25 protein-coding genes, 1 tRNA gene and 1 pseudogene are annotated in these 22593 nt (G+C 46.5%); 12 read left to right on the forward strand and 15 right to left on the reverse strand.

What is annotated here, in order from left to right:
* Positions 1-54: 54 nt before the first annotated feature.
* Positions 55-131: transfer RNA gene (locus M1L23_RS04835), tRNA-Pro, on the forward strand.
* A gap of 107 nt (positions 132-238) precedes the next feature.
* On the opposite strand, the gene M1L23_RS04840 is transcribed toward M1L23_RS04835, so the two are convergent.
* From M1L23_RS04840 to M1L23_RS04850, 3 genes are all read right to left on the reverse strand, one after another.
* Positions 239-520, reverse strand: coding sequence for a hypothetical protein (locus tag M1L23_RS04840; protein WP_252625981.1), 282 nt, complete (start codon positions 518-520; stop codon positions 239-241).
* A 187-nt stretch (positions 521-707) separates the two neighbouring features.
* On the reverse strand, positions 708-923 hold the full coding sequence (locus M1L23_RS04845) for an integrase core domain-containing protein (RefSeq protein WP_252625982.1): 216 nt from the start codon (positions 921-923) through the stop codon (positions 708-710).
* Positions 920-1198 carry a DDE-type integrase/transposase/recombinase gene (locus M1L23_RS04850; protein WP_256473608.1) on the reverse strand — a complete coding sequence of 93 codons (279 nt, stop codon included), beginning with the start codon at positions 1196-1198 and terminating at the stop codon, positions 920-922. The genes M1L23_RS04845 and M1L23_RS04850 overlap by 4 nt, the downstream gene beginning before the upstream one ends.
* Positions 1199-1233: 35 nt before the next feature.
* On the opposite strand from M1L23_RS04850, the pseudogene M1L23_RS04855 reads away from it, so the two are divergent.
* Positions 1234-1602: pseudogene (locus M1L23_RS04855) on the forward strand (FAD-dependent oxidoreductase); the annotation flags it as partial.
* A gap of 37 nt (positions 1603-1639) precedes the next feature.
* On the opposite strand, the gene M1L23_RS04860 reads toward M1L23_RS04855, so the two are convergent.
* Positions 1640-2176, reverse strand: coding sequence for an acyloxyacyl hydrolase (locus tag M1L23_RS04860; RefSeq protein WP_252625984.1), 537 nt, complete (start codon positions 2174-2176; stop codon positions 1640-1642).
* Positions 2177-2266: 90 nt separating this feature from the next.
* Positions 2267-3187 carry a LysR family transcriptional regulator gene (locus M1L23_RS04865; protein ID WP_252625985.1) on the reverse strand — a complete coding sequence of 307 codons (921 nt, stop codon included), beginning with the start codon at positions 3185-3187 and terminating at the stop codon, positions 2267-2269.
* Between the two features lie 332 nt (positions 3188-3519).
* Between M1L23_RS04865 and M1L23_RS04870 the strand changes: the two genes are divergently transcribed.
* The 6 genes from M1L23_RS04870 to M1L23_RS04895 all read left to right on the forward strand — a co-directional run bounded on the left by M1L23_RS04870 (position 3520) and on the right by M1L23_RS04895 (position 6773).
* Positions 3520-4719, forward strand: coding sequence for a DPP IV N-terminal domain-containing protein (locus tag M1L23_RS04870; protein WP_252625986.1), 1200 nt, complete (start codon positions 3520-3522; stop codon positions 4717-4719).
* 11 nt (positions 4720-4730) lie between these two features.
* Positions 4731-5327 (forward strand): alpha/beta hydrolase family protein, encoded by a 597-nt coding sequence (locus M1L23_RS04875; RefSeq protein WP_252625987.1) that lies wholly within the window; start codon positions 4731-4733, stop codon positions 5325-5327.
* A complete protein-coding gene (locus tag M1L23_RS04880; protein WP_252625988.1) occupies positions 5284-5634 on the forward strand; it encodes an integrase core domain-containing protein in 351 nt (116 codons plus the stop codon). Before M1L23_RS04875 ends, M1L23_RS04880 begins: the two co-directional genes overlap by 44 nt.
* 65 nt (positions 5635-5699) lie before the next feature.
* Positions 5700-5915: a hypothetical protein gene (locus M1L23_RS04885; protein WP_252625989.1), complete on the forward strand. Its 216-nt coding sequence runs from the start codon at positions 5700-5702 to the stop codon at positions 5913-5915.
* An 85-nt stretch (positions 5916-6000) separates the two neighbouring features.
* A complete protein-coding gene (locus M1L23_RS04890) occupies positions 6001-6327 on the forward strand; it encodes a DUF4258 domain-containing protein (RefSeq protein WP_252625990.1) in 327 nt (108 codons plus the stop codon).
* 2 nt (positions 6328-6329) lie between these two features.
* A complete protein-coding gene (locus tag M1L23_RS04895; RefSeq protein WP_252625991.1) occupies positions 6330-6773 on the forward strand; it encodes a helix-turn-helix domain-containing protein in 444 nt (147 codons plus the stop codon).
* Positions 6774-7112: 339 nt separating this feature from the next.
* Here the strand turns inward: M1L23_RS04895 and M1L23_RS04900 are convergent, their stop codons facing one another.
* The 6 genes from M1L23_RS04900 to M1L23_RS04925 form a co-directional block, all read right to left on the reverse strand.
* Positions 7113-7337, reverse strand: coding sequence for a hypothetical protein (locus tag M1L23_RS04900; RefSeq protein WP_252625992.1), 225 nt, complete (start codon positions 7335-7337; stop codon positions 7113-7115).
* Between the two features lie 143 nt (positions 7338-7480).
* On the reverse strand, positions 7481-9544 hold the full coding sequence (locus tag M1L23_RS04905; RefSeq protein ID WP_252625993.1) for a M13 family metallopeptidase: 2064 nt from the start codon (positions 9542-9544) through the stop codon (positions 7481-7483).
* 136 nt (positions 9545-9680) lie between these two features.
* Positions 9681-10925 (reverse strand): conjugal transfer protein TraF, encoded by a 1245-nt coding sequence (locus M1L23_RS04910; RefSeq protein ID WP_252625994.1) that lies wholly within the window; start codon positions 10923-10925, stop codon positions 9681-9683.
* A gap of 23 nt (positions 10926-10948) precedes the next feature.
* On the reverse strand, positions 10949-11470 hold the full coding sequence (locus M1L23_RS04915) for a YgjV family protein (protein WP_252625995.1): 522 nt from the start codon (positions 11468-11470) through the stop codon (positions 10949-10951).
* Between the two features lie 19 nt (positions 11471-11489).
* Positions 11490-11852 carry a hypothetical protein gene (locus tag M1L23_RS04920; protein WP_252625996.1) on the reverse strand — a complete coding sequence of 121 codons (363 nt, stop codon included), beginning with the start codon at positions 11850-11852 and terminating at the stop codon, positions 11490-11492.
* A complete protein-coding gene (locus M1L23_RS04925) occupies positions 11845-12363 on the reverse strand; it encodes a DUF192 domain-containing protein (protein ID WP_252625997.1) in 519 nt (172 codons plus the stop codon). Before M1L23_RS04925 ends, M1L23_RS04920 begins: the two co-directional genes overlap by 8 nt.
* A 109-nt stretch (positions 12364-12472) precedes the next feature.
* On the opposite strand from M1L23_RS04925, the gene M1L23_RS04930 reads away from it, so the two are divergent.
* Positions 12473-12847 carry a hypothetical protein gene (locus M1L23_RS04930; RefSeq protein WP_252625998.1) on the forward strand — a complete coding sequence of 125 codons (375 nt, stop codon included), beginning with the start codon at positions 12473-12475 and terminating at the stop codon, positions 12845-12847.
* A gap of 9 nt (positions 12848-12856) precedes the next feature.
* Here M1L23_RS04930 and M1L23_RS04935 read toward each other — a convergent pair whose 3' ends face one another.
* Both M1L23_RS04935 and waaA read right to left on the reverse strand, forming a co-directional pair.
* Positions 12857-13615 carry a 3-deoxy-D-manno-octulosonic acid kinase gene (locus M1L23_RS04935; RefSeq protein WP_252625999.1) on the reverse strand — a complete coding sequence of 253 codons (759 nt, stop codon included), beginning with the start codon at positions 13613-13615 and terminating at the stop codon, positions 12857-12859.
* Positions 13616-13618: 3 nt separating this feature from the next.
* The gene (gene waaA, locus M1L23_RS04940; RefSeq protein ID WP_252626000.1) at positions 13619-14896 is read right to left on the reverse strand and encodes a lipid IV(A) 3-deoxy-D-manno-octulosonic acid transferase; all 1278 of its coding nucleotides are present in this window, start codon (positions 14894-14896) and stop codon (positions 13619-13621) included.
* A gap of 170 nt (positions 14897-15066) precedes the next feature.
* Here waaA and M1L23_RS04945 point away from each other — a divergent pair, with 170 nt between their 5' ends.
* The 3 genes from M1L23_RS04945 to M1L23_RS04955 are packed head-to-tail and all read left to right on the forward strand — an operon-like array spanning position 15067 to position 20810.
* Positions 15067-15993, forward strand: coding sequence for a gluconeogenesis factor YvcK family protein (locus M1L23_RS04945; RefSeq protein ID WP_252626001.1), 927 nt, complete (start codon positions 15067-15069; stop codon positions 15991-15993).
* Between the two features lie 12 nt (positions 15994-16005).
* Positions 16006-18717: a M14 family zinc carboxypeptidase gene (locus M1L23_RS04950; protein WP_252626002.1), complete on the forward strand. Its 2712-nt coding sequence runs from the start codon at positions 16006-16008 to the stop codon at positions 18715-18717.
* Between the two features lie 50 nt (positions 18718-18767).
* Positions 18768-20810, forward strand: a complete 2043-nt coding sequence (locus M1L23_RS04955) for a S9 family peptidase (protein WP_252626003.1) — start codon at positions 18768-18770, stop codon at positions 20808-20810.
* Positions 20811-20885: 75 nt separating this feature from the next.
* On the opposite strand, the gene dcd is transcribed toward M1L23_RS04955, so the two are convergent.
* Both dcd and apbC read right to left on the reverse strand, forming a co-directional pair.
* Positions 20886-21476 carry a dCTP deaminase gene (gene dcd / locus M1L23_RS04960; RefSeq protein WP_252626004.1) on the reverse strand — a complete coding sequence of 197 codons (591 nt, stop codon included), beginning with the start codon at positions 21474-21476 and terminating at the stop codon, positions 20886-20888.
* A gap of 38 nt (positions 21477-21514) precedes the next feature.
* Positions 21515-22531: an iron-sulfur cluster carrier protein ApbC gene (gene apbC / locus M1L23_RS04965; RefSeq protein WP_252626005.1), complete on the reverse strand. Its 1017-nt coding sequence runs from the start codon at positions 22529-22531 to the stop codon at positions 21515-21517.
* Positions 22532-22593: the final 62 nt, after the last annotated feature.

Consider the following 22593-nt stretch of genomic DNA (forward strand, 5'->3'; position numbering starts at 1 on the left):
AAGTGGTTTAGCTCTTGCCATTATGCGTTAAATCCGTAATATACACGCTTCGGTCGGCGTGTGGCGCAGTTTGGTAGCGCACTGGCATGGGGTGTCAGGGGTCGAAGGTTCAAATCCTTTCACGCCGACCAATAACGCTTTGATTTATAAGGCTTTTAATTGAAAATCCAATCACCTTATAAAAAAGCGCCCCAACTCCGCCCCAATATACAGTAGTGGCTTTTAAGGCCTTCGCTCACTATTCTCTTAACGTTTGAGTACGCATATACCGCTCTCGTACCTCACGTGCAGCATCACCGCCCATCAACACTCTTGCCCTACTCTCAGCCCGGCGATAGGCATTGGTTGATAAATCAACTTTAGGTATAGAGCCTCGCAATAAATGATTAATATTTTGTTGCGATATACCCGACAATCGAAGGCTTTGTGCAATCTCCCGCCTTGACATGCCTGCTGCCTCTGCCGACTCAACTAAGCGGCGCATTTGTTCAAATGCTCGTCCTTGTTTCCGGTTGGCCATGCGCCACGCACTTTTAATATCAGTATCAGATACCCGGTTAGGGTTGCGTACAATGCTGCTTAATTCCCCACGCGCTTCAGAAACTTGCTGTGTGAAGTCAAACGTCCGATAGTACAGGGATATGGCAGGATCAAAGATTGATGAGCTGTAAATACCCCATTTATAACACAGTCATCTCGCAGAGAACTTATGCCGCATTTCGGTACTCTAGCGGCGTCATATCATTGAGTGAATCGTGCGGGCGTTCAGTGTTATACAATTCAATCCAGTCTTCGGTTATTTGCTTCACTTCATTCAGGTTATTGAAGATGTAAAAATCCAGTACATCGTCACGATACGTTCCGTTAAATCGCTCAATATATGCGTTCTGATAAGGGCAACCAGGTTTAATGTAATCAATCATAATGCCATGCGCTTTGCCCAGTTGGCAAAGACTTCCGAGGTGAATTCGCTGCCGTTATCCACCCGAATTTTTTCAGGATAACCATGCCACTCAGCAAGTTGGTCCAGATAACGTATGACGCGCAACGACGGCATGCTGGTCGCGATATCAATGCCGAGTATTTCGCGATTAAAGCCATCAATAACGTTAAATGTGCGAAACCGGACTTTGTTATGCAAGCTATCGCTCATAAAGTCCATTGACCAGCACTTACCCAGCGCACTAGGCGCAGCCAAAGGCTCCGGATTGCGGTTAGGCAGTTGTCGCTTTCCTTGGGGATTGTGCGTATTGTTTACAAGAGAACGGTAAAGCTGTTCCGCCTCGGGCTCAATCCGCTCACCAAATGGCGAGCTTGGCTTATGCCAACATTCGCGCCCAGTTAAATGGCAAAGCATTAAAACCTTATGTATATAAAGATTACGGTTCGCTAGTGAACTTAAGTAACTACAGCACAGTAGGCTCGTTGATGGGTAATTTAGTGCGCGGCTCCATGATGGTTGAAGGCCGTCTTGCTCGTGTGATTTATGTTTCTTTATATCGCTTACACTTAATTGCTCTACATGGTTATGTGCGTACAGCTTTAATGATGCTTGTTGGCCGTATTAACCGTTTTTTACGGCCAAGGTTGAAGCTCCATTAATCAAGGTTTGCAGTAAATAAAACCAGGGATGGTTTTCTTACCAACGCCAGCTATAAGCAAGATTAAAAAAATCCATACCGGGGTTATAGCGGGCTAAACCACCGTTTGAGTAGTGCATATAACGCATGGTAATGGCACTTTTTTCGCTGGTTTGCCAAATAAGGCCAAGACGATCTTCAAATTGGAAATACGAGCCTAAATCTTTTCCTGCAAAGTGACGTTTATTTAATACAGACACACCAATACCAAACTCAAAAAGTACAGGCTTTCCTTTTAGCTGTGTGATCGGATAGGTAAATACAGGCGAAAGTGCTAAGGCAAAGTTGTTTTGATACTCGCTTGGGTTGCCATAACGCCATAGGTTGGTGCTCGTTTCAAAAGAAATTCCAATGTTTTGTAAAAAATCATATTCAGCGAATACATTAAACTCAGACAGCTGCTGTGACCAAGGTTGGTAAGCTACACGCAACCCTTGTAAGCGCCCTGTGCCTTTTAAATACTCAAATGAGATTTGTGCTGCTTGTAGTTGATTGCTAGTGAGCAGTAACAAGAGAGCAAGAATAAAGCGTTTCATATTAACCTCCATTTATATTAGTAAATGTTAATGGAGGTATTGTCGGACTCTAAGAATGAAAGATAAATATGGCTTTTACGACAACATTGTTCACACATGTGGACAATGGTCATTCTGAACAAATAGTTCAGTAATCCAAGCAGTAAAGGCTTGTAAGCGGCCGCTTAGGTAGCGATTTGGCGTATAAATAATATAGAGGGGAATCGGGTTACTTTGCCACATGGGTAGAATCTGTTGTAACTGACCACTGGTTAACTCTTTTTCCACTAGAAACTTTGGTAATTGTGCAATGCCAATCCCAGAGCGAACTGCGTGAGAGAAGGCAGTGCTGTCACTCACGGTTAAACAGGCTTGGCGTTTAATTTCAATCGAGTGATCTTGATGCGTAAACCGCATGGGCTTGATTTTATTGTTTCCTCTACCCGAACGGTAGTAAATAAGTCGATGATTTTGATCAAGGCAGTCTGGTGAGGTTGGTGTGCCATACTCACGTAAATAAGCAGGTGTAGCACAGGTAATAACAGGGAACTCAGCTATTTTTCTAGCTACTAACGATAAATCCGTTAGCTGACCGCCGCGAATAACACAGTCAACATTTTCACTGACCAAATCGATGTTGCTGTCTGTTACCCCTAAATCGAGCTGTATTAGGGGGTATTTTTGCTGAAAATCAGCTAACTGCGGAATAAGAATATGGTTGGCAATTGCTGAAGCAATATTAATTCGTAACAAGCCTCTTGGTACACGCTGTTCATGGCTTACATAACTTTCAATATCTTCCAGTTCGTGCAGTAAGCGATTGGTACGTTCGTAATAGGCATGGCCTTCCATGGTGAGTGTGAGTCGGCGAGTAGTTCGGTGAAGTAGCTTTACTTTTAAGTGGTTTTCTAATTGTTGAATGAGTTTACTGACGGTTGATTTAGGCATATTGAGCAATTCAGCTGCTGCCGTGAAGCTACCACTTTCAACAACTTTACCAAATACTTGAATGGCGCGTAAATGATGATTCATAGAAAGTTCTCGACGTGTAAAAATATTTTTCAGCAAAAAGCAGTTCTAAGCATACCTTAAAGCAAGGTATGCAAGGAGAAAAGCTAAGTTGTTTGATTACCTTGGTTTAAACACTTAACCGCGCTTGTGATGCTAAGCAGTTTTGTTATTGCCCCTGTTGCAGCATGGCAACAGCAGGCTCAGCCTATACCAAACACGAAAGAAAAATTTATTTCAGATGACATTTTTAATCTGGAATATGCGAGCGACCCACAAATTTCCCCAAACGGGCAATGGATTGTCTATACGCGTAATAGCTTTGATATCCAAGCAGACAACACTCGCCGTAGTTTATGGTTGTTAAATACAAAACAGCAGAGCATACCCCCTTATGTGCAGATCAAGCGCGTTATAGCAATGCAACTTGGTCACCTGATAGCAAGCGCTTAGCTTTTACGTCAAATCGACAATGGCGTAATCAAATTCATGTTTATTTTGTAGCGCAAAAAACTACTGCGGCAGTAACAGAAGTGGCAAAAAGCCCCAGTGACATCAGCTGGTCGCCCGATGGCAAGTCACTCGCATTTACCATGAATGTGGCGGCAGCAAAAACAAATTTTGCGGCATCTGTTTATACGCCGAAAAAACCAAGTGGAGCTAAGTGGGCCGCCCCCGCCACTATTGTGGAACGAACCTATTACCAACGTGATGGTGCTGGGGTATTAGCGGATGAATACCGCCAAGTATTTGTGGTACCGAGTGAAGGAGGCACAGCGCGACAATTAACCGCAGGCCCGTTCCGACATGGCGGCCCTTTAGTCTGGCGAGCAGATAACAGCGCGTTAGTGTTCAGTGCCAACCGTGATGAAAAGTGGGAATACCAAACCGCCGAGTCTGATTTATGGCAAGTGAATGTTCAAACAGCGGAGTTAACGCAATTAACGGACTTACCAGGCAGTGAGTTTTCGGCCACTTTATCAGCGGATGGTAACAAGTTGGCTTTTTTACATCGGGGCAATGAAACAATTCCCTACCAAAATACGAAATTGCGTATTCTTGATTTAACCAGCAAACAGCAGCAAGAGCTGCTGAGTGATTTTGATCGCTCCGTGGAAAGCCCACAGTGGATTAATAACCAAAACCTTGTGATTCAATATGCTGATCAAGGTTTAGTGAAACTGGCGCAGGTGAATTTAAAAAACCAATTAAAAGCGGGCGTAAGTGCTTTAGGTGGCGTGTCGGTTAGTCGCCCTTATTTAAGCGGCTCTTATTCTATTGCGCGAGAAACAGGGCAGATTGCTTATACACATGGTACTTCGTACCGTCCTGCGGAAGTGGCTTTATTGAAATCAGCGACGGATACCAAAGCGAGGGTATTAACCCAATTAAATGACGATGTATTAGCGACAAAGCAACTTGGACAAGTACATGAAATAACCTACGCCTCAAGTTACGACGGCACGCCAATACATGCTTGGTATATTACACCGCCTGATTATGATGCGACAAAAAATATCCCTTGCTATTGGAAATACATGGTGGCCCACACTTAGCGTATGGCCCTATGTTTGCAGCTGAGCATCAGCGTTATGCGGCTGAAGGGTATATTGTGCTGTATAACAACTACCGGGGTAGCACCAGCTATGGTAAAGAGCACGCTTTAAAGATTGACGGTTTTTATGCGTCGGAGCGTGATTTTGCTGACCATATGTCAGGTATTGACACCTTAATTGCTCAAGGCTTGGTGGATGAAAATAATCTGTATATTGCAGGCGGCTCTGCCGGTGGTATCGCAACAACTTATGCGGTGGGTTTGACGGATCGCTTTAATGCAGCAGCGGCAACGAACCCTGTCATTAACTGGATCAGTAAAACCCTTACGGCGGACAGTTATATAGGGCAAATTACCAATCAATTTCCCGCGAAGCCTTGGGAGAATGTTGAACATTATTGGCAGCGTTCGCCACTTTCTTTAGTGGGCAATGTGAAAACGCCGGTGATGTTGTTTAGTGGTGAGCAAGACCGTCGAGTGCCTATGTCAGAAATTGAGAAGTTTTATCAAGCGTTGCAATTACAGCAGGTGGATACCGCTATGGTTCGGGTACCTAACGCCAGCCATGCCGTCGTTGCGCGTCATACGCTATCTGGACCAACTTGCTGAGTGGCACGGTTATCCTGAAAAAATTCGAGTTGATAACGGCAGCGAATTTACCTCGGAAGTCTTTGCTAACTGGGCAAAAGCGCATGGCATTATGGTTGATTACATTAAACCTGGTTGCCCTTACCAGAACGCATATATTGAGCGATTTAACCGAACGTATCGTGATGACATCCTGGATTTTTACATCTTTAATAATCTGAATGAAGTGAAGCAAATAACCGAAGACTGGATTGAATTGTATAACACTGAACGACCGCACGATTCACTCAATGACATGACGCCGCTAGAGTACCGAAATGCGGCATAAGTTCTCTACGAGATGACTGTGTTATAAATGGGGTATTTACACAAGAAATGTACCCTGAAGGCACCATGCTCATAACACCAAGTATGTTGTTTGGTATGGACGCTCGCTCACCTACGCTTTCAATGCTAGCAAGGTTAGAGCACGCAGGGTTCAATATAGAAGCCAGCAGGTTAGAAGTTCGGGCGCTCAAGCATCACCTTGAAATGGCATACCATGCGCTAAATGACATTCGGAAGTTAGCAGCGCACCCACCTCAGCAAGGGTATCGGGTTTGGTATTAACTTACTAAGCAAATTAATGGCGGAACGGAAGCCGCCTAGTTGTAATACTAGTTCATTCAACCTATAATTATTATAGTTTCAACGGATGCAGCTATATGCCAGTTACCCTACCAAAATTCAGAAGAGAAGATGCGAAGCCGAAATAGCAAGGCTTGCTCGTGAAGACACCGAGAGAGTAGAAATACTTGATCATGCGTTAGACAGAATGCAGCAGCGAGACATTACCACTCGCCAAGTATTTAGAACGCTGATAGATGGTGAGCTTCTTGGTGTCACATGGGATAGCGATAATGAAAAAGGCTGGCGTTGTAAATTACGATATATGACAGCAGGCATAGCCGTTGTCGTTGTTGCTAAATTAATAGAAAGGGATGAATCCACTTGCTTAGTAGTCACAACTTGGGAGGGCTAACTATGTATCACTACACCGCGTCTGGTTTAGATAATGTTTTCCTTAAAAACGGCTATAGCATTAAGGAAACACCATCAGGCCAAACTACCTCTATCAAAAATATTGATGGATTACATAAAATCATTGCTCGCGATCTAGTTACGCATGAATACCCGCTAACCGGTAAAGAGTTTTGCTTTTTGCGTATCGAGCTGAACTTATCTCAAAAAGCGTTAGGTACGCTATTTGAAAAAAGCGACCAAGCCATAGCTTTATGGGAAAAGGGAACAAGTAAAATCCCAGCGCTGGCTGATAAGGCGATTCGTGATTTATATATGGAAAGCATTGGCGAAAGCCATATTGCTAATTTGTTAGAGCGGTTTTCTCAAGTAGATCGCCGCGTGTGCGAATTGGAGCTTCGGCTTGAAGAAACAGAAAACGGCTGGGAAGTGTTAGAAACAGCCTGATTTTTCACCTTGTTACTAACAGCGGCTGATCCCCAAGCTGTTTTAAACTATAAGCTTCCACTTTTTTAATAACCCTACATTTCCAAGCCGCCATTTCGGCGGCTTTTTTCTTTGTGAGTTGTTATTTTAAGCGCCCCAATATACAGTAGTTCAAAATTTGCAAGTTATTGATTTATAAGGTTTGCACTTTGACCAATTACGCCATTTTTTACATGGTAAAAAGCACTTGAAGACATCGTAAGTATTTGTTTTAAAAGCTATTTACACCCATTCAGGCTGTTGATGTGGGGTGTCAGGGGTCGAAGGTTCAAATCCTTTCACGCCGACCAACCAATCAAATTATAACCGCTCTATTTCTGCTTTTACCCGATAACTCTCATCGGTCACTAAAGCCTCCAATGTTTTAACTCTATCTTTTAAATGATTTACTTCGTTTTGTAAGCGATCGACGACATCCTTTTCTTCCTTCGTCGCACCACTATTTTTAGCTTGGACTATTTTTGTTATCGAGCCTGCAATAACACTCACGACAACAATAATAGCGATCATTTCAAAAGGACCCATAACGCCTCCATTTATATATTTAATGTCAATTTCATATTCAACACGAAGTGAAGTTAGCACTTTAATCCGTATTTAGTAATAAAAAAAGGCGCACAAATTTGTACACCTTTTCACATCAACCATTATTTTCTACTTAGTAAAAATTACCATATTTTAACTCTTACGTCTGGCTGACGATACATACCATCACCCGGTTTTACTTCGTAGGCTTGGTAAAACTCAGGCATATTCGACAGCACACCTAGTACGCGGTATTTACCTGGCGAATGCGGCCCTTGAATAACTTGTCGGCGTAGCGACTCGTCGCGGAATTTAATGCGCCAAATTTGCCCCCAACCGGCAAAGAATCGTTGCTCAGCAGTAAAGCCGTCAATAATTTCTGGCTGTTTACCTTTGAGCGAGTTTTGGTAGGCACGGTAAGCAACGGTTAAACCACCTAAGTCGGCAATATTTTCACCTAAACCAAGGGCCCCACGTAAGTAAAGGTCGTCAATGGGGTTAAAGCTGCTGTACTGATCAATCATTAACTGAGCACGACCACGGAACTGCTCTTCGTCTTGCTCTGTCCACCAGTCGCGCAAGTTACCAGCACCGTCTGAGCGGCGACCTTGGTCGTCGAAACCATGGGTAATTTCATGGCCAATAACTGCGCCAATAGCACCATAGTTAACCGCATCGTCGGCGTTTACGTTAAAGAATGGTGGTTGCAAAATAGCCGCCGGGAATACAATTTCATTCATGGTTGAACGGTAATAGGCATTCACTGTTTGTGGTGTCATACCCCAGTCGTAAGGGTCTATTTCTGAGCCCAGGCGGTCGATCATGCGCTGGTATTCACAAGCACCTGAAGCAGCCACGTTTGCCATTAAGTCGTCGGCGACAATGTCGAGGCAGTCGTAGTCACGCCATTTTTCTGGGTAACCAATTTTGGTGGTAAAGGTAGCAAGCTTGGCACGGGCTTCAAGTTTGGTTGCTGGGCTCATCCACTCTAAGTCGTCAATTGCTTCGCCGAAGGCAACTTTAATATTAGCCACGAGCTCTTCCATGCGGGCGCGCGATTCTTCCTGGTAGTGGCGTGCTACATATTCTTGCCCGACTAAGAAGCCAAGCGAGCTTTCCACCATGCTTACCGCTTGTTTTTCACGGCTGCGCTGTTCTTCTAACCCTTGTAGGGTGCGGCCATAAAACTCAAAACTAGCGTCACCAAACTGTGTTGGTAAGTAATTAGCGGTTGCCCGTAAGGTGTGAAACTTAAAATAAGTTTTCCAATCGGCTAACGATACCTTGGTATACATTTGGGCAAAGGTAGCCAAGTAATCAGGCTGACGCACCACTACTTCATTAATATCAACCCCAGCCTGTTCAAAGAACGTAGCCCACGCAAAGCCTGGGGCATGCTCGGCTAGTTCTGCTACGGTCATTTTATTGTAGGTAGCACGGCGATCACGGTTTTGAATACGGCTCCAATGGGCGTTGGCAAGTTCAGTTTCAATGGCTAGCACGGTTGCAGCGGCTTGTTCGCCCCCTTCCCAGCCAGCTAAATTCCACAAATTGCTAATAAAGCCAGTATAGGCTTGGCGTAACGCTAGGTTTTCGTCGCTGTCTTTCACATAGTAGTCGCGATCAGGCATGCCTAGCCCTGATTGGCTCACCATGGTGATGTATTGATCAGACTGCATTTGGTCTTGGCCAACAAACATACTTACCGGCGTGCCGATACGAACCCGTTGTTGCGCGCCCCAGAAGGCGGCTAGGTCGTTATGAGACGTTAAGGCATGTATAGTGTCGAAGTTACTTTGAATAGGCGCTAGCCCTAAGCTGTTGATACGCTCTACATTTAAATAGGCATTAAATAAGTCGCCAATTTTTTGGGCATTACTACCTGGTTCGCCACCGGCGGCGGCAAATTCGTTAATTATGACTAAAACCTGCTGCTCTGCGCGCTCACGCAATTCGTCGAAACTGCCCCAACGTGCTCGGTCCGCTGGAATTTCCGTACGCTCTAGCCACTTACCATTAATATATTGAAAGAAGTCGTCGTTGGGCTTTACTGCGGTATTTAAGTTATTCAGCTCTACACCAGACGTAATACCTTGCTGGTTTTGGCTAGCTTGGATATTTGTTGATTGGGTGTTTTCAGCCGGTGAGCATGCTGTAAGGCCTAAGGCCGCAGCAATACTCAACGCCAGCAATGAGGTACGTTTCATGTTAATTCCACCTGATTTTTATAATGAGTTATACCAAAGCAGTGTAGCTAGTCCAAAAACAAAAAAGGGGCTGTTTGCGGTAAACAGCCCCTGTTGTGCGCTTAGGCGATGCCTAAGATTTTAATTTAAGCAACCCTTAGAAAGTGAATGCCAATTGTGCGCCAGCACCAAAGTTTCGGTCCGACACATAGCTAGCCATTACGTTAATATGTACGCGACCAAAGGGTGAAAAGCCCAAGCCTGCGGTTATTGCGTCGTCGAAAATGCCCTCTAAGTCATGGCGATAACCAACCCGTAGCTGAAGTGTGCGCCATATATCAACTTCTGCCCCGGCCCGCACAAACTGATGCTTAACCTCTTGCCCAAAAAGTAGCTGTTGGCTAGCACTGGCCATGTGCAGGTAGTTTTGTGTGGTTAAGTCGATATCGGCAGTAAGGGTAAACGACTTACTACGGTAGCCAACCCCTGCCACAAATTCAGGTTTGAATTCATAAAGAAGCGGCATATCAACCGCTGCACCAACAATATTATTATTTAAATTAGCTAAATCAATAAAAGGCACCGATTCAACATCGCGGCTAATTAAGTTTTTACCAACAAGGCCAAGGCTCCAATTATTAATGTTGTAGGTAATACCCACGTCAATATTAAAAGCATTTTCGTCGCTTGAATATTCGCTGGCGTCGAAATTATCTTCATCAAAGCTTTGTACCGATGCCGAATAAGCAAAGGTGTCGACACGCTGTAACTTTGGCGTAATACCAATTGCGAGCCTATTTTCACCAAGCTTAAAGTTTTTAGCTAACACTAGGCCTAAGTCTGTGCGCATTGTGCCCACAGCAATACCCACACTTTTTAACTCTTCTAATTGATCGACATTAGTTGCGTTGCTGATCACGTCAAGGTCATTCGCGGCAAGCCTAGGCCCGGTAAAAACCCTTGGCTGCGCATGTACATACACGGCTAAAGACACCAAGTTAGCCGGAATAGCTAACTGGGCATACACGTCGGCGCTAAAGTTAATGTCGCCTTTAATATTAGTGAAGTTTTGTTTTAGTTCATCACGAGCGCTATTAATTGCATTAGCGTCGGTAGAGCCCGAGTCAAGTAGCTGCTCAAGCTTATCGTAGCTTTCTTGGAACAAATCGATACTATCAATTAACTTGTCTTCATCCGACGCATTAAACGCCACCGAGGGGAAAACCAACCCAACATGATCGCGGTCTTCAAACCGTGCCATTAGGGCCGGGTTAAGAAAACCTGCTTGAATGTAATTTCCATTGGCAACACCCGCACCACCCATAGATAAGGTACGTGTTTCGGCCATTGCCTGGCCCGCACACAAACTAGCAACGAGTACAGCTAATATTCTTTTTTTCATATTTGCCTCTAATTTTAGCTTTTTTATTTAACTTGATTGTTTTGCTGTGTGTTTCGACGCTCGGTACCTAATTTAACCGCAATACTAGTAAGGTTAGAAGCATTAAATAGCGCCCCTAAACTACTGCCTACTAATAGTGCATATAATAACCCCAACGCTTCTGCAGCAATAAACCAACGCCGTATCGACGTAGCGCTTTTCAATACAATTGAACCAATAGTAAAAATAAGCGCTGAAGCATAAGCCACAAACAAAGTAACTGGGTGGGCTAACACTAACCACTCCCATAAACAGAAGCCCACTGTTGCTGTAAAAAACAAAACGACAATACTAGGTTGATTATAGCGCATAGCCACCAAGTTACGAATTGAACCTATACCAACACCTATTGCCCCTGCTAACGCCCCTTGTAAATAAAAGTGAGTGCTTAAAAATGCAAAGGCTAAGGCCGATATAAGTCGATAGGTATTTACCGACTCTGCACGATAAGCAAAAAAGTTAGTTATTAAAGCCGCAGCTCCAGCCAAATATATCCACTTGTCCACACTGGCTCCTTACAACATGCTAGTTATTTTGCTGGTAACGATTCGATTGCAAATCATAATCAACCACCAGTAGGTTTTTATCGAACACCACCGTTAAAATAACTAAGCCACTACGGCCATTGCTTTCCTGATGATAACTATAGGTGTAATTCCAATAGGTATGCTCGCCCGACTTGCTTAACCCGCTGGGCTGACCAAACCATTGCTGCACTTGATGTTGTTGCGTACGCCCGCGGACCAATAAACGTTCTGCGTCGGCTGGGGTAAGATCTTGTAAGGTATAACGCGTCGGCACTTGCGTGTTGTTGTTCGTGGTTGTGGCGCAGCCCGCCAGCAACAACAGCAACAGCATGCTACTAAGGCTCCATCCGTGGCTATTCATTTGTTTCACCTACACTCGTTGCTGGGCAAGCACCTAACTTCAGTACACTGCCCGTTTGTATTCCTAGTGCCGCAAACCGCCCTGCCGCCATTTCTAAAGCCATTGTGTACGGCTGGCTGGGAGCATAAGACGGACATTGAATTGAGCGGCGCGCAGGGCAAGGAGTCATTTGCTGAATTTCTAATACTACGCCTTGGGCATTAATAAAGGCAATATCTAAGGGTATTAGGGTGCGATACATCCAAAAACCACGAACAGCCGCACGAGGGTATATAAACAGCATGCCTTCAAAGTCGCCTAGCTCGGTGCGCTCCATTAAACCACGCGCCCGCTGTTTATTATTTTGCGCCAGCTCTAGCATTAATAAATGCGCTTTACCCACATTTGCGTTAGCTTTAGTAATGCAGGCCTGCGCCGACTCAAAGCCAAAGTTTTCTGCTTGCGCTGGCTTAATGGGCAAGTAAACTAGCAATATAATTAGTAGTACGAGTATTTTTTTATAAGAATGCACGTTTTCTTCCTTAAAAGGCTTACACTAGCATGGTTCTATTCGCTGCTATTGCCCGTGCTAGTTATTACCTGAGTATAAACCTTGTAAAACAAAGACAAGAGGTTTTTGTATGTCTATTTTTAATTTTTCCCGTGGCGTCCTTGTCGTTATACCTGCGTTTATTGTTTTAAGCGGCTGCAAGCTTATGCCTGAACCAACATTAACCGCCGAGCAGCTGCAACAATTACAACCAATTCAAGACTTACGCCCACAATTGCTGTTTTCCCTCGATGCGGCGGAACAAGGTGCCGCCTTAGACATCTATGTGAACACTCTTTACATGGGCACTGTCGCCGACTTTCATAGTGCCAACCGGCCGTTACGCTTACTGTCTGGCCAGCATACCATTGAAATTCGTGAGCAAAATGAAATACGCTTACAAACAACCTTAGAACTACCCAACGGCGCTGTTCGCATTATGCATATTCCTGTTAGTGCCAGCTAAACCGCTTGGCTATTTCAGCTGCTGATAACCTAATAGCAGGGCTTGCCAGTCGGCCGTGGTGAAGTGAAATGTGCTGTTAGCTGCTTTGGCTTGTTGCTTCTGTTTAACAAACGAGCGCTGTAAACGAGCTAAGTTTTTGCCCTGCCAGCTTTTGTCAAATACAACTAAGCTTGGCTTTTGCAGTTGGTTTGGCGGTTTTATATAGCAACGATCAAAGTCTATTAAATATGTACTGCTGTCGCTGTGGCGCCACAAAATGTTTTTACAATTCAAATCGGAATGAAACACCCCTGCTAAATGAAAGCGCTTAATAGTGGCACCAATTTGCTGCCACTGGTTCGTTGTTAGCTTTTGTTTTAACAGCAACCGACCGAGATCTTGGCTACCTTCAATGCGGACCAACAAAATACTGGCCTGGTAGGTTAGGCCTTTATTCAGTACATAGGCGCCAATTGGTTTAGGTACGGGCAGCTTTAGCCCCTGCATGGTTTTTAATAATTCGAATTCAGCTACGGCCCGCGTTTGCTCTAAACCAGTAAAAATAAAGCTTTTACGCACAAACTTGCCTGGCAAGCCACCGCGGTAATAGTGGCGTAACACCCATTGTTCTTGGCTAGGGGTATTTAACAGCAACGCTGGGTTTACAAACCAAACCGTATTACGGCCTCCGGAAGTTCCTGTAACCGCCTGCTTTAAATGCCAAAACGGCGCATTAAAATGGGCTGCGGTAAGCGCTGGCCCAGCTGTTCGAATATGCTCTTTCGCCACTGATTAGCTCCGTTCTTTCAATAATTGTTGTACCGCAGCATGGGTACGTGAAGTGGCGCCGCGGTGGCGGGCAAAAAGTTGTTGCGCCTGTGCACTAATACGCTGGGCTGTTTCTATTGTGCTAAACAAGCCAAGTAGCGTGTCGTGAAAGTCTTCGCTGTCGGTTACCCAGCGTACCGCTTGGCGCTGATCAAGCTGCTGAAATACTTCTTCAAAATTAAACACATGGCGGCCCGACATGATTGGTAAACCATAAGCCATGGGCTCTAATGGATTATGCCCACCGCGTTCAATTAGGCTACCACCAACAAAAGCAACACTGGCTATGCCATACCACAGCATAAGCTCGCCCATTGAGTCGGCCAATAATACTTGGGTGTTACGGGTAATAGGCCGGCCAGTACTACGTCGCACCATGGTTAAGCCTGCTTGCTCTACCAGTTTTGCCACTTCATCGAAACGCTCTTTGTGCCGTGGTACCAAAATTAGTAGTGCCTGCGGTTTACATTTTAGCAATTTGCTAAAGGCGGCTAAAATTAGTGTTTCTTCGCCACTGTGGGTGCTGCCTGCGGTAATAACTTGGCGCCCTATCAGTAATTCTTTAAAAATAGTTACGTCGCGGCGCACCATGCCTGGTATTTGTACGTCGTACTTTAAATTCCCGCTTATTTGCAGTGCTTCTTTGCGTACCCCTAAGGTTAAAAAACGCTCCGCTTGTATGTCGTTCTGCGCGGCGCACAAACTAAGCGCCTGCCAACTAGGCTGAAATAAAGCTCGCACTTTTAAGTAACCTTGTTGGCTGCGTTCCGACATGCGAGCATTAATCAGCGCAACGGGTATGTGCCGCTGTTGGCAGTATTGCACTAAGTTAGGCCATATTTCGGTTTCCATCAGCACTACACTTTGCGGTTGCACACGATTTAAAAAGCGCTTTACCGCATGGGGCACATCAATAGGTAAATAGCTATGCTGACCACGACCATTCAGGAAACCACGAATAAGCTCTGAGCCTGTGGGAGTGGTACAGGTTACCCAAATTGGCGTGCCCGCCGTAAGCAGCATGTCAATAAACGACTTGGCCGCAAGAAATTCCCCCACCGACGCACAATGCACAACGATTGGCCTTGTTTGCTCCGGTGCCCGTACCCGGCCAAAACGCTCAGCCCAGCGTTTCCGATAGGCCGGATTATTACGGCTTTGCCAAAGCAGTGAAACCAATATAATCGGGGTAGCAACATATAATACAATTGAATAAACCCAGCGGGCAAAGCCTGCTCGCATAACACACTCCAAGCCAACGAGAATTTGCGTATCTTGCCAAAACAGTGCCGAAAACGCTATGGAAAGCAGTTATAATCGCTGCATTGATAGTTATTGTGTTAACTCGTTGTTATATTCTGTTTATCTAGCGGCGCTTTTGTTCGCTGCTATCTGTCGATATTGAGGATTCTTTGAATACAGCTACAATTACAACCAGCACCCAAGCAAACAAACAGTTACGTCAGCTGCACTGCATTACTGCATTAGGCGGCGGCCATGGCTTAGGGCGCTTGTTGTTCAGTTTAAGTTTCATGCGTAAAAAACTGGTAGGCGTTGTTGCTACTACAGACAACGGCGGCTCCACCGGGTTGCTGCGCGACGCCCATGAATGTATTGCCTGGGGCGACATTCGCAACTGCCTTTCACAGTTAGCCCAACAGCCTCTTGCCGCCGACTTGTTAAATTACCGCTTCGATGGCGTAGCTAGTTTAAAAGGCCATAGTTTTGGTAACTTACTGCTTTATACATTAAATGAACTGTCGGCCCGCCCCATTGACAGTATTCAATTATTAAGCCGCTTACTTAAAGTAAGTAACCGCGTGTTGCCCATGTCGGAAACCCCTACCGACTTAGTAGCCGATACGATGGAAAACATGCGCTGTTTTGGCGAGTTGCGTATTGACGCCTTAACTCACATGCCTTCACAGTTAAGCCTTAGCCCGGAAGTAACCGCCACCCCAGAAGTAATTGAACACATTCTTACCAGCGAGCTTATATTATTAGGCCCGGGCAGTTTTCTTACTTCGGTTATGCCGCCGCTATTAATCGAAGATATTCAGCACGCTATCGCTAAATCGCAGGCGCAAATTATTTATGTTGATAACTTAGTTGCTGAACATAGCCCCGCTGGCCGATTAACCACCTTGGAACGGGTGGTTTGGATAGAACGTTATTTACGGGGCTCGAAAATTAACGCAGTTATTAGCCCTAATGCAGCGGAAATAACGCATATTCCAGTAATAAGTAATATAAAAGCTGAAGCAAACACTGAACATCGCCACGATGCTGAAAGCCTTTTAATTGCCATTGCGCAGGCCCACAGTCAGCTAAAGCCCTAATAAGGACCAACCATGAACTCTGTTAATAAAACCACCGGCCGGCAGTCGCTGCTTGTTCGCTCTCTGCTGCTTGCCTTACCTATGCTTAGCCTATCGGTTTTAGCCGCCGAGCCAAGCCCAAGCGTGCCCCATTGGTATGCAAGCACAAATTACCAGTCTGCTACCCCCACTTTTGAACAAGTACTGGGTTACTCGGCCGGAGCACGTATTTCTTCACCCGAAGCCATTCATGCTTATTTTCGTGCCTTAGTGCAAGCCCATCCCACACAAATAAAGCTGGTTGAGTACGCCCGAAGTTGGGAAGGCAGGCCGTTGTTTTATGTGGCTATTTCAAGTGCCGAGAATATTGCTAAGCTAGCAGAGTTTGAAAACAATATGCGGGCTTTGGCCGATCCTCGCCGTACCAATAGCCGCGACGCTAAAGCTATGATTACCCAGCAGCCAGCCAGTGTTTGGATAGCAAGTTCGGTGCACGGCAATGAAATTTCCCCAGCCGACTCGGCTATGGTTACCGCTTGGCATTTGCTCGCTAACCAAGACAGTGCCACCCAAGAACTCTTAGCCAACACTGTGGTTTATTTAGACCCATTACAAAACCCCGACGGCCGGGCACGCTTCGTGTCGCGTTATTACGCTACGCTGGGCTTAGTTGCGGCCGACGACCGTATTTCTGCCGAGCACAATGAACCTTGGCCCAATGGCCGTACTAACCACTATTTGTTCGATATGAACCGCGACTGGCTAACCTTTACCCAGCCAGAAACCCAAGGCCGTATTCGTGCGCTGTTGCAAACCTTCCCATTAATGTTTGTCGACTCACATGAAATGGGCGGCGATTCACCCTATTACTTCACCCCTGAAGCGCACCCCTACAACCCGTTTATTACCCAGCCTCAGCGTGAAGCTTTACATTGGGTAGGTGAACATAACGCCAAGCATTTCGACAATTACGGCATTGACTACTACACTCGGGAAATTTTTGACGCTTTTTACCCCGGCTATGGCGCCAGCTGGCCGCTGTACCATGGTTCAATTGCCATGACCTATGAAGTTGGCTCGTCGCGGGGGCACCAGTTCCGCACTAAAGACGGTGAAACCCTTACCTATGCCGACACCATTCAGCGCAATTTTGTGGCTTATATGGCTACTATTGAAACCGCTAGTATGCGCCGTGAAGCGTTGTTGGAGCGCTTTTACCAATACCGTAGCGATGCCGTTGCCGCCGGTAGTAAAGGCGACGTGCGCAGTTATATTTTCCCTAACAAGCGTGATCGGGCCGGTAACCGTAAGTTAATGAGCGTGTTAGTGGAGCACGGCATTGAAGTAGAGCAAGCAACCAGTAGCTTTACTGCCTGCCGTACCCGCTACGACGAAGGCGCGTTCATTGTTAATGCGAACCAACCGTCGTATCAGCTCATTCGCACCTTACTTGATAAGCAAGTACCCATGGACGCCGACTTCTTAGTCGAGCAAGAGCGGTTACGCGCCAATAACCTGCCCGACCAAATTTACGACGTTACCGCCTGGAGTTTACCGTTACAGTTTAACGTGGACATGAATAGCTGTAATCGGAATATTAGTGCGCAAACTAGCACGGTACCAGCACAGCGCATTATGCCCGGCCAAATTAACCAGCCCAACGCTGACTATGGTTACTTTGCCGCTTGGGGCGACATGAACACTGGCCGTTTACTTACAGCGGCTTTACGCCAGGGTTTATTAGTGCGTAGTTCTGATTTGGCCTTTACCGATAAAGCTGGCAACAGCTACCCTGCAGGCTCGCTGATTATTCCCCGTGCTGGCAACCCTGAAAACCTTACCGCCATATTAACCGAGCTGGCCATCACCACCGGCGCACACCTGCAAGGGAGCGACTCAAGTTGGATGCAAGCAGGCCCTAACCCCGGCTCAGGTAATGTGAAGCGGGTGCATGCACCTGAAATTGCCATGCTTTGGGACGAGCCAAGCAATGTGCTTAGCGCAGGTAGTACTCGTTTTATTATTGAGCGTGAATTTAATTACCCTGTTACCGCCATTCGCGCTGACCGTTTAAAGCGCTCGGACTTGTCGCGTTATCAGGTGATTATTTTACCGGGTAGTGGTTGGAGCGGTTATGAACAGGCATTAGGTGAAAGTGGTCGTGAGCATTTGCGCCAATGGGTGCAAAATGGTGGCGTGCTACTTACCCTTGGTAACGCCACGCGCTTTGCTGTTGGTGGTGAAACCCCCTTATTGGCCAGCCGCATTGAGCCCAAAGCACAGGTTGACGGCTTGGTATCTTTAACACAAAACAGCGGCACTATTATTACCGACCAACAAGACTTACAGCGCTATGTGCGTAACCCGAAAACCAGCCCCGACTGGGTGGCTGGGGTGTTATTGCGGGCCGACGTAGACCAAGAGCACTGGCTTACCGCTGGTATTCACACGGAATTACACAGTATTTTCACCGGTGCCGACATATATGCTCCACTGCGTATTACCGACGGCCGCAACGTGGTTAATTTTAGTAATAAAGAGCAGGTGCTTGCCAGTGGCTATATGTGGCAGGAAAACCATGAGCAAGTGGCTCATAAGCCGTTAGTTATGGTGCAACCACAAGGTCGTGGCATGGTGATTAGCTTTACTCAAGAGCCGAATTACCGCGCCTATATGGACGGTATGCATGTGTTGCTAATGAATGCCATTTTCCGCGCCAGCGCCCATGCCACACCGTTACGATAATGGCCTGTGGCTTACCATTGGTTTCGATGACAATTGTTGGATAATAAATAATGAAACGTATGTTTAAAAGCCTAACCTTAGCACTGCTATTTAGCGGTAGTGCTTTGGCTCAAGACACAACGGCGGCGCAACCCTTTGCGCCAGCCGACTACTACAACTTAAAAGAGTTAAGTAGTCTTGCCTTAAGCGCTAGTGGCGAACTACTGGCCTTTGAACAAGCCGCAGTAAGCGACGACCGCCGTAGCCGCGATACTTCCATTTGGTTACACCGCTTAGGGGGAAGCGCTCCGCAGCAATTTACTTCCGGCAAAAGTGATTCAAGCCCGTTATTTTCACCCAACGGCAAACAGTTGTTGTTTCAAGGCAGCCGGCCAAGCGCAGCACCAGCAGGCACAACAAAAACCATCAGTGGCTTATACCGCATTGCTACCGACGGCGGTGAAGCTACGTTGTTGCTACATTTAGAACAGGCGTCTATTCGCAGTGTCGAATGGTACCCCGACAACGAACGCTTATTGCTTACCTTAAGCCACAAACCCGAAGTAACCGACCCGCGCGCTAAAGCCGACAAAGAGCCTGACCATAAGCCCGACAGCGACTTTATTCAGTATGCGGAATACAAACGCCAAGGCGGTTATCGCGACGAGCGCCGTACCACCTTATGGCAATACCATATTGCTAGCGACACCCTAACGCGCTTAGCAGCCGACTTTGCCTACGACATCAATAGCGCCACTTTAAGTCCGAATGGGGAGCATATTGCGTTTACTGCCAACCGCCACCCACAAGCCCGCGATGGTGGTTTTGCCAGTGACCTTTTATTGCTTAGCAAGAACAAGCTAAGCACCATTCAAACCGGCGACGCCTATGCCGGCCAACCCCTCTGGTTAAATAATAACGAACTGGCTTATGTGCAGCGCAGCGACAGCTATGCAGCCCCAGCTGTGTATGTTACTAACCGCAGTGGCAGCAGCCATAAAGTACTTGCTAGCCGAATGGACCACCGCCCTAGCCAAATGCTGTTGGCGCACAATGCCCTTTGGTTTATTGCCGACCATCAAGGTAGCCGCGCGCTGTTCCAGCTCGCCCTCGACGGTAGTGGTTACCAGCCTGTAACTGGTAGCGGCTTTAGCTTAAGTTCACTAGTGGCTTCAAGTAACGGGCAGCACTGGGCGTGGTTGCGTGACAACGAAACACAGCCTGCTGAATTAGTACGTACCACCGCTTCAGCCACAGTAGCCCCTAGCAACAACGTGGCTAGCCTTTACGACCCGAATGAAGCCCTATTAGCCAAGTTACAACTAACGCCCTACGAACGCTTTACAACCGTTTCCAGCGACGGCCAAGAGCTAGATGTATTCTTTTTACCGCCCAATAACTTAGCTACAGCGAAAGAGAACGCAAAAGTACCTATTGTGCTGAATATTAAGGGCGGGCCTGGTGGTATGTGGGGGCACCAGTGGTTTCCTGAAAACCAGCTTTTAGCCGGCCATGGCTATGGGGTAGTGTTCGTTAATTACCGTGGTAGCACCGGCTATGGTTATGATTACCAAAACAGCGTTCGTTTCGACTACGGTGGCGTTGACTACCGCGATAACATTACGGCTTTAAATGCTGTGCTAGAGCGCTACAATTGGTTAGCCCAAGATCGTCAATTCATTACTGGAGGCAGCCATGGTGGCTTCTTAACCAATTGGGCGACTACTCAAAGCAATCGTTTCCGTGCCGCCGTTACTCAGCGTAGTGTCAGCAACTGGATTTCGGAAGCCGGTACGCAAGCCTTTCCGCCCCTATCCATGCAGCAAGAGTTTGGTGGCACCTTATGGGAGAACTTCGACTATTACTGGAACCGTTCGCCCTTACAATTTGCCAACCAGGTAACAACACCAACGCTAATAATTCATAGCACCAGCGACCACATAACTCCTATTGGCCAAGGTGAAGAATGGTTTTATGCTTTAAAAGCCAATAATGTGCCAGTAGAAATGGTGGTTTTTCGTGGTGAAGGCCACGGCCTCAGCCGCGCCGGTAAGCCAGTGAACTTAGTAGAGCGATTAAACCAAATTGTGGCTTGGTTCGAACGTTATCGTTAACCGTTTCGTATCTATGAAAATGCTAAAAATAAAAAAGCCACTTTGACAGTGGCTTTTTTTTGGTTGTTTGTTTGCTTATTTGTTCTCGTCGGCGCTAATTCGGCTTGCCGTAGCCCCACGCTGATCTTTGTACTTAGCGTCGGTACGCTTACTGTACGGGCGTATACAAGGCTCGGTTAACACTTCAAAGCTTAACGCGCCTATTTTCATGTTCGGGCGTAGCGCCAACGGCAACTTACCACTGTTATAAAACTCCAGCACAATTTGCCCCGACCAACCCGGGTCAATGCGGTGTGCCGTTACATGCACCATAAGGCCTAAACGCGCCAGCGACGAGCGCCCGTCAAGCCAGCCCACAATATTATCTGGCAAAGTAACCGACTCATGGGTAACCGCAAGGGCAAATTCACCTGGATGAATAAAGAACTGATCATTGTCATCAAGAATAATTTCACTGCTCATGACCCGCTGAATGGCCTGATCAATGTCTTCACGCTTACCGCTAATGTCTATGTAGGGGGCCGCATGATCGTCAATTACCCGGAAGCTATTACCTAAATGAATATCAACCGTTACCCCTGAAATATTGCTTGTTTCTGGCATTGGCTCGATACCAATTAAGCCGTCTGCTAAATACTTTTCTATTTGTCCATCTGATAAACGCATTGCTCGTTCCCTATAACTATTTCACTAAATACTTACTGTTAACCTACTGGCGCATTCGGTGAACTTAATAACCAAGCATTGGCCACCATGTGCTCTGCTGTTGTTTTTATAATATCACTCATTGCGTGGTTCGGTTCACTTTGCACCAAGGGCGTGCCGGCGTCTAGTTGTTCGCGCATACTGGTCATGAGCGGCCATTCACCTAACAAAGGTAATTGATGTTCGGCAGCTAAGCGTGCCCCACCGCCCTGGCCAAAAATATAGTCCTTATGGGCGCAGGCTCTGCAGCTGTAATAACTCATGTTTTCAATTAAGCCAAACACGGGTAAACCCACCTTACGGAACATGGCAATACCTTTCTTGGCGTCGGCTAAGGCCACCTCTTGTGGAGTAGTGACAATAACTGCACCAGTTACCGGTAACTTTTGCGACAAGGTTAATTGAATGTCGCCGGTGCCCGGTGGCATGTCGATTAATAGATAATCAAGATTATGCCAACGGGTGTCAAAGCATAACTGCTCTAGCGCCCTGCTGGCCATAGGTCCGCGCCATACGGTGGCGTCGTTCGGGTCGGTTAAATAACCCAATGAGTTCACCTGCAAACCAAAACGCTCAATAGGCGTCATTTTTTTCTCGCCGCTAAATTCGGGCTGAGCGGTTTTATTGCCAAGCATGGTGGGCAACGAGGGGCCAAAAATATCTGCGTCGAGTATACCTACCCGGGCGCCGCTAGCTTGTAATGCCAGGGCTAAGTTTACGGTAACCGACGACTTCCCAACCCCACCCTTACCAGAAGCAATGGCAATAACGTTGCGGCTGGAAATGGCCTTGGCCCCAGCTTTGCGGGGTAACGATTCAACTTTTACCTGCACATGCCATTGGTACGATTTTAATAGCGGGTCGCTTTGTACCAGTTTACGCAGTTCATTTTCAGCGGAAAATGGTAACGTAACCTCTATAACTGGGCCGCGAATACTTAACCAGCTTGGTAGTAAACCATGAACAAAGGTGTCGCTGCGTAATGTTTGGCAATAGTCGTACAAAGAGTCTGTCATGCTGTTGTCCTGTTTGCGAATGCAACTGGGTGTGCATTGGGCGTGCTCGAGTGATTTGATCT

The sequence above is a fragment of the Aliidiomarina quisquiliarum genome (assembly GCF_023922585.1).
In the GTDB taxonomy this organism is placed as follows: domain Bacteria; phylum Pseudomonadota; class Gammaproteobacteria; order Enterobacterales; family Alteromonadaceae; genus Aliidiomarina; species Aliidiomarina quisquiliarum.

What these genes read in the sequence shown, in the direction of transcription:
- M1L23_RS04920 (WP_252625996.1), bottom strand. Translation starts at nt 11,852, where the DNA reads ATGAATAGCCACGGATGGAGCCTTAGTAGCATGCTGTTGCTGTTGTTG.
- M1L23_RS04955 (WP_252626003.1), top strand. Translation starts at nt 18,768, where the DNA reads ATGAAACGTATGTTTAAAAGCCTAACCTTAGCACTGCTATTTAGCGGT.
- M1L23_RS04910 (WP_252625994.1), bottom strand. Translation starts at nt 10,925, where the DNA reads ATGAAAAAAAGAATATTAGCTGTACTCGTTGCTAGTTTGTGTGCGGGC.
- M1L23_RS04930 (WP_252625998.1), top strand. Translation starts at nt 12,473, where the DNA reads ATGTCTATTTTTAATTTTTCCCGTGGCGTCCTTGTCGTTATACCTGCG.
- M1L23_RS04880 (WP_252625988.1), top strand. Translation starts at nt 5,284, where the DNA reads ATGCCGTCGTTGCGCGTCATACGCTATCTGGACCAACTTGCTGAGTGG.
- M1L23_RS04905 (WP_252625993.1), bottom strand. Translation starts at nt 9,544, where the DNA reads ATGAAACGTACCTCATTGCTGGCGTTGAGTATTGCTGCGGCCTTAGGC.
- M1L23_RS04890 (WP_252625990.1), top strand. Translation starts at nt 6,001, where the DNA reads ATGCAGCTATATGCCAGTTACCCTACCAAAATTCAGAAGAGAAGATGC.
- waaA (WP_252626000.1), bottom strand. Translation starts at nt 14,896, where the DNA reads ATGCGAGCAGGCTTTGCCCGCTGGGTTTATTCAATTGTATTATATGTT.
- M1L23_RS04840 (WP_252625981.1), bottom strand. Translation starts at nt 520, where the DNA reads ATGGCCAACCGGAAACAAGGACGAGCATTTGAACAAATGCGCCGCTTA.
- M1L23_RS04885 (WP_252625989.1), top strand. Translation starts at nt 5,700, where the DNA reads ATGCTCATAACACCAAGTATGTTGTTTGGTATGGACGCTCGCTCACCT.
- dcd (WP_252626004.1), bottom strand. Translation starts at nt 21,476, where the DNA reads ATGCGTTTATCAGATGGACAAATAGAAAAGTATTTAGCAGACGGCTTA.
- M1L23_RS04865 (WP_252625985.1), bottom strand. Translation starts at nt 3,187, where the DNA reads ATGAATCATCATTTACGCGCCATTCAAGTATTTGGTAAAGTTGTTGAA.
- M1L23_RS04895 (WP_252625991.1), top strand. Translation starts at nt 6,330, where the DNA reads ATGTATCACTACACCGCGTCTGGTTTAGATAATGTTTTCCTTAAAAAC.
- M1L23_RS04950 (WP_252626002.1), top strand. Translation starts at nt 16,006, where the DNA reads ATGAACTCTGTTAATAAAACCACCGGCCGGCAGTCGCTGCTTGTTCGC.
- M1L23_RS04860 (WP_252625984.1), bottom strand. Translation starts at nt 2,176, where the DNA reads ATGAAACGCTTTATTCTTGCTCTCTTGTTACTGCTCACTAGCAATCAA.
- M1L23_RS04870 (WP_252625986.1), top strand. Translation starts at nt 3,520, where the DNA reads ATGGTTGTTAAATACAAAACAGCAGAGCATACCCCCTTATGTGCAGAT.
- apbC (WP_252626005.1), bottom strand. Translation starts at nt 22,531, where the DNA reads ATGACAGACTCTTTGTACGACTATTGCCAAACATTACGCAGCGACACC.
- M1L23_RS04875 (WP_252625987.1), top strand. Translation starts at nt 4,731, where the DNA reads ATGTTTGCAGCTGAGCATCAGCGTTATGCGGCTGAAGGGTATATTGTG.
- M1L23_RS04900 (WP_252625992.1), bottom strand. Translation starts at nt 7,337, where the DNA reads ATGGGTCCTTTTGAAATGATCGCTATTATTGTTGTCGTGAGTGTTATT.
- M1L23_RS04845 (WP_252625982.1), bottom strand. Translation starts at nt 923, where the DNA reads ATGATTGATTACATTAAACCTGGTTGCCCTTATCAGAACGCATATATT.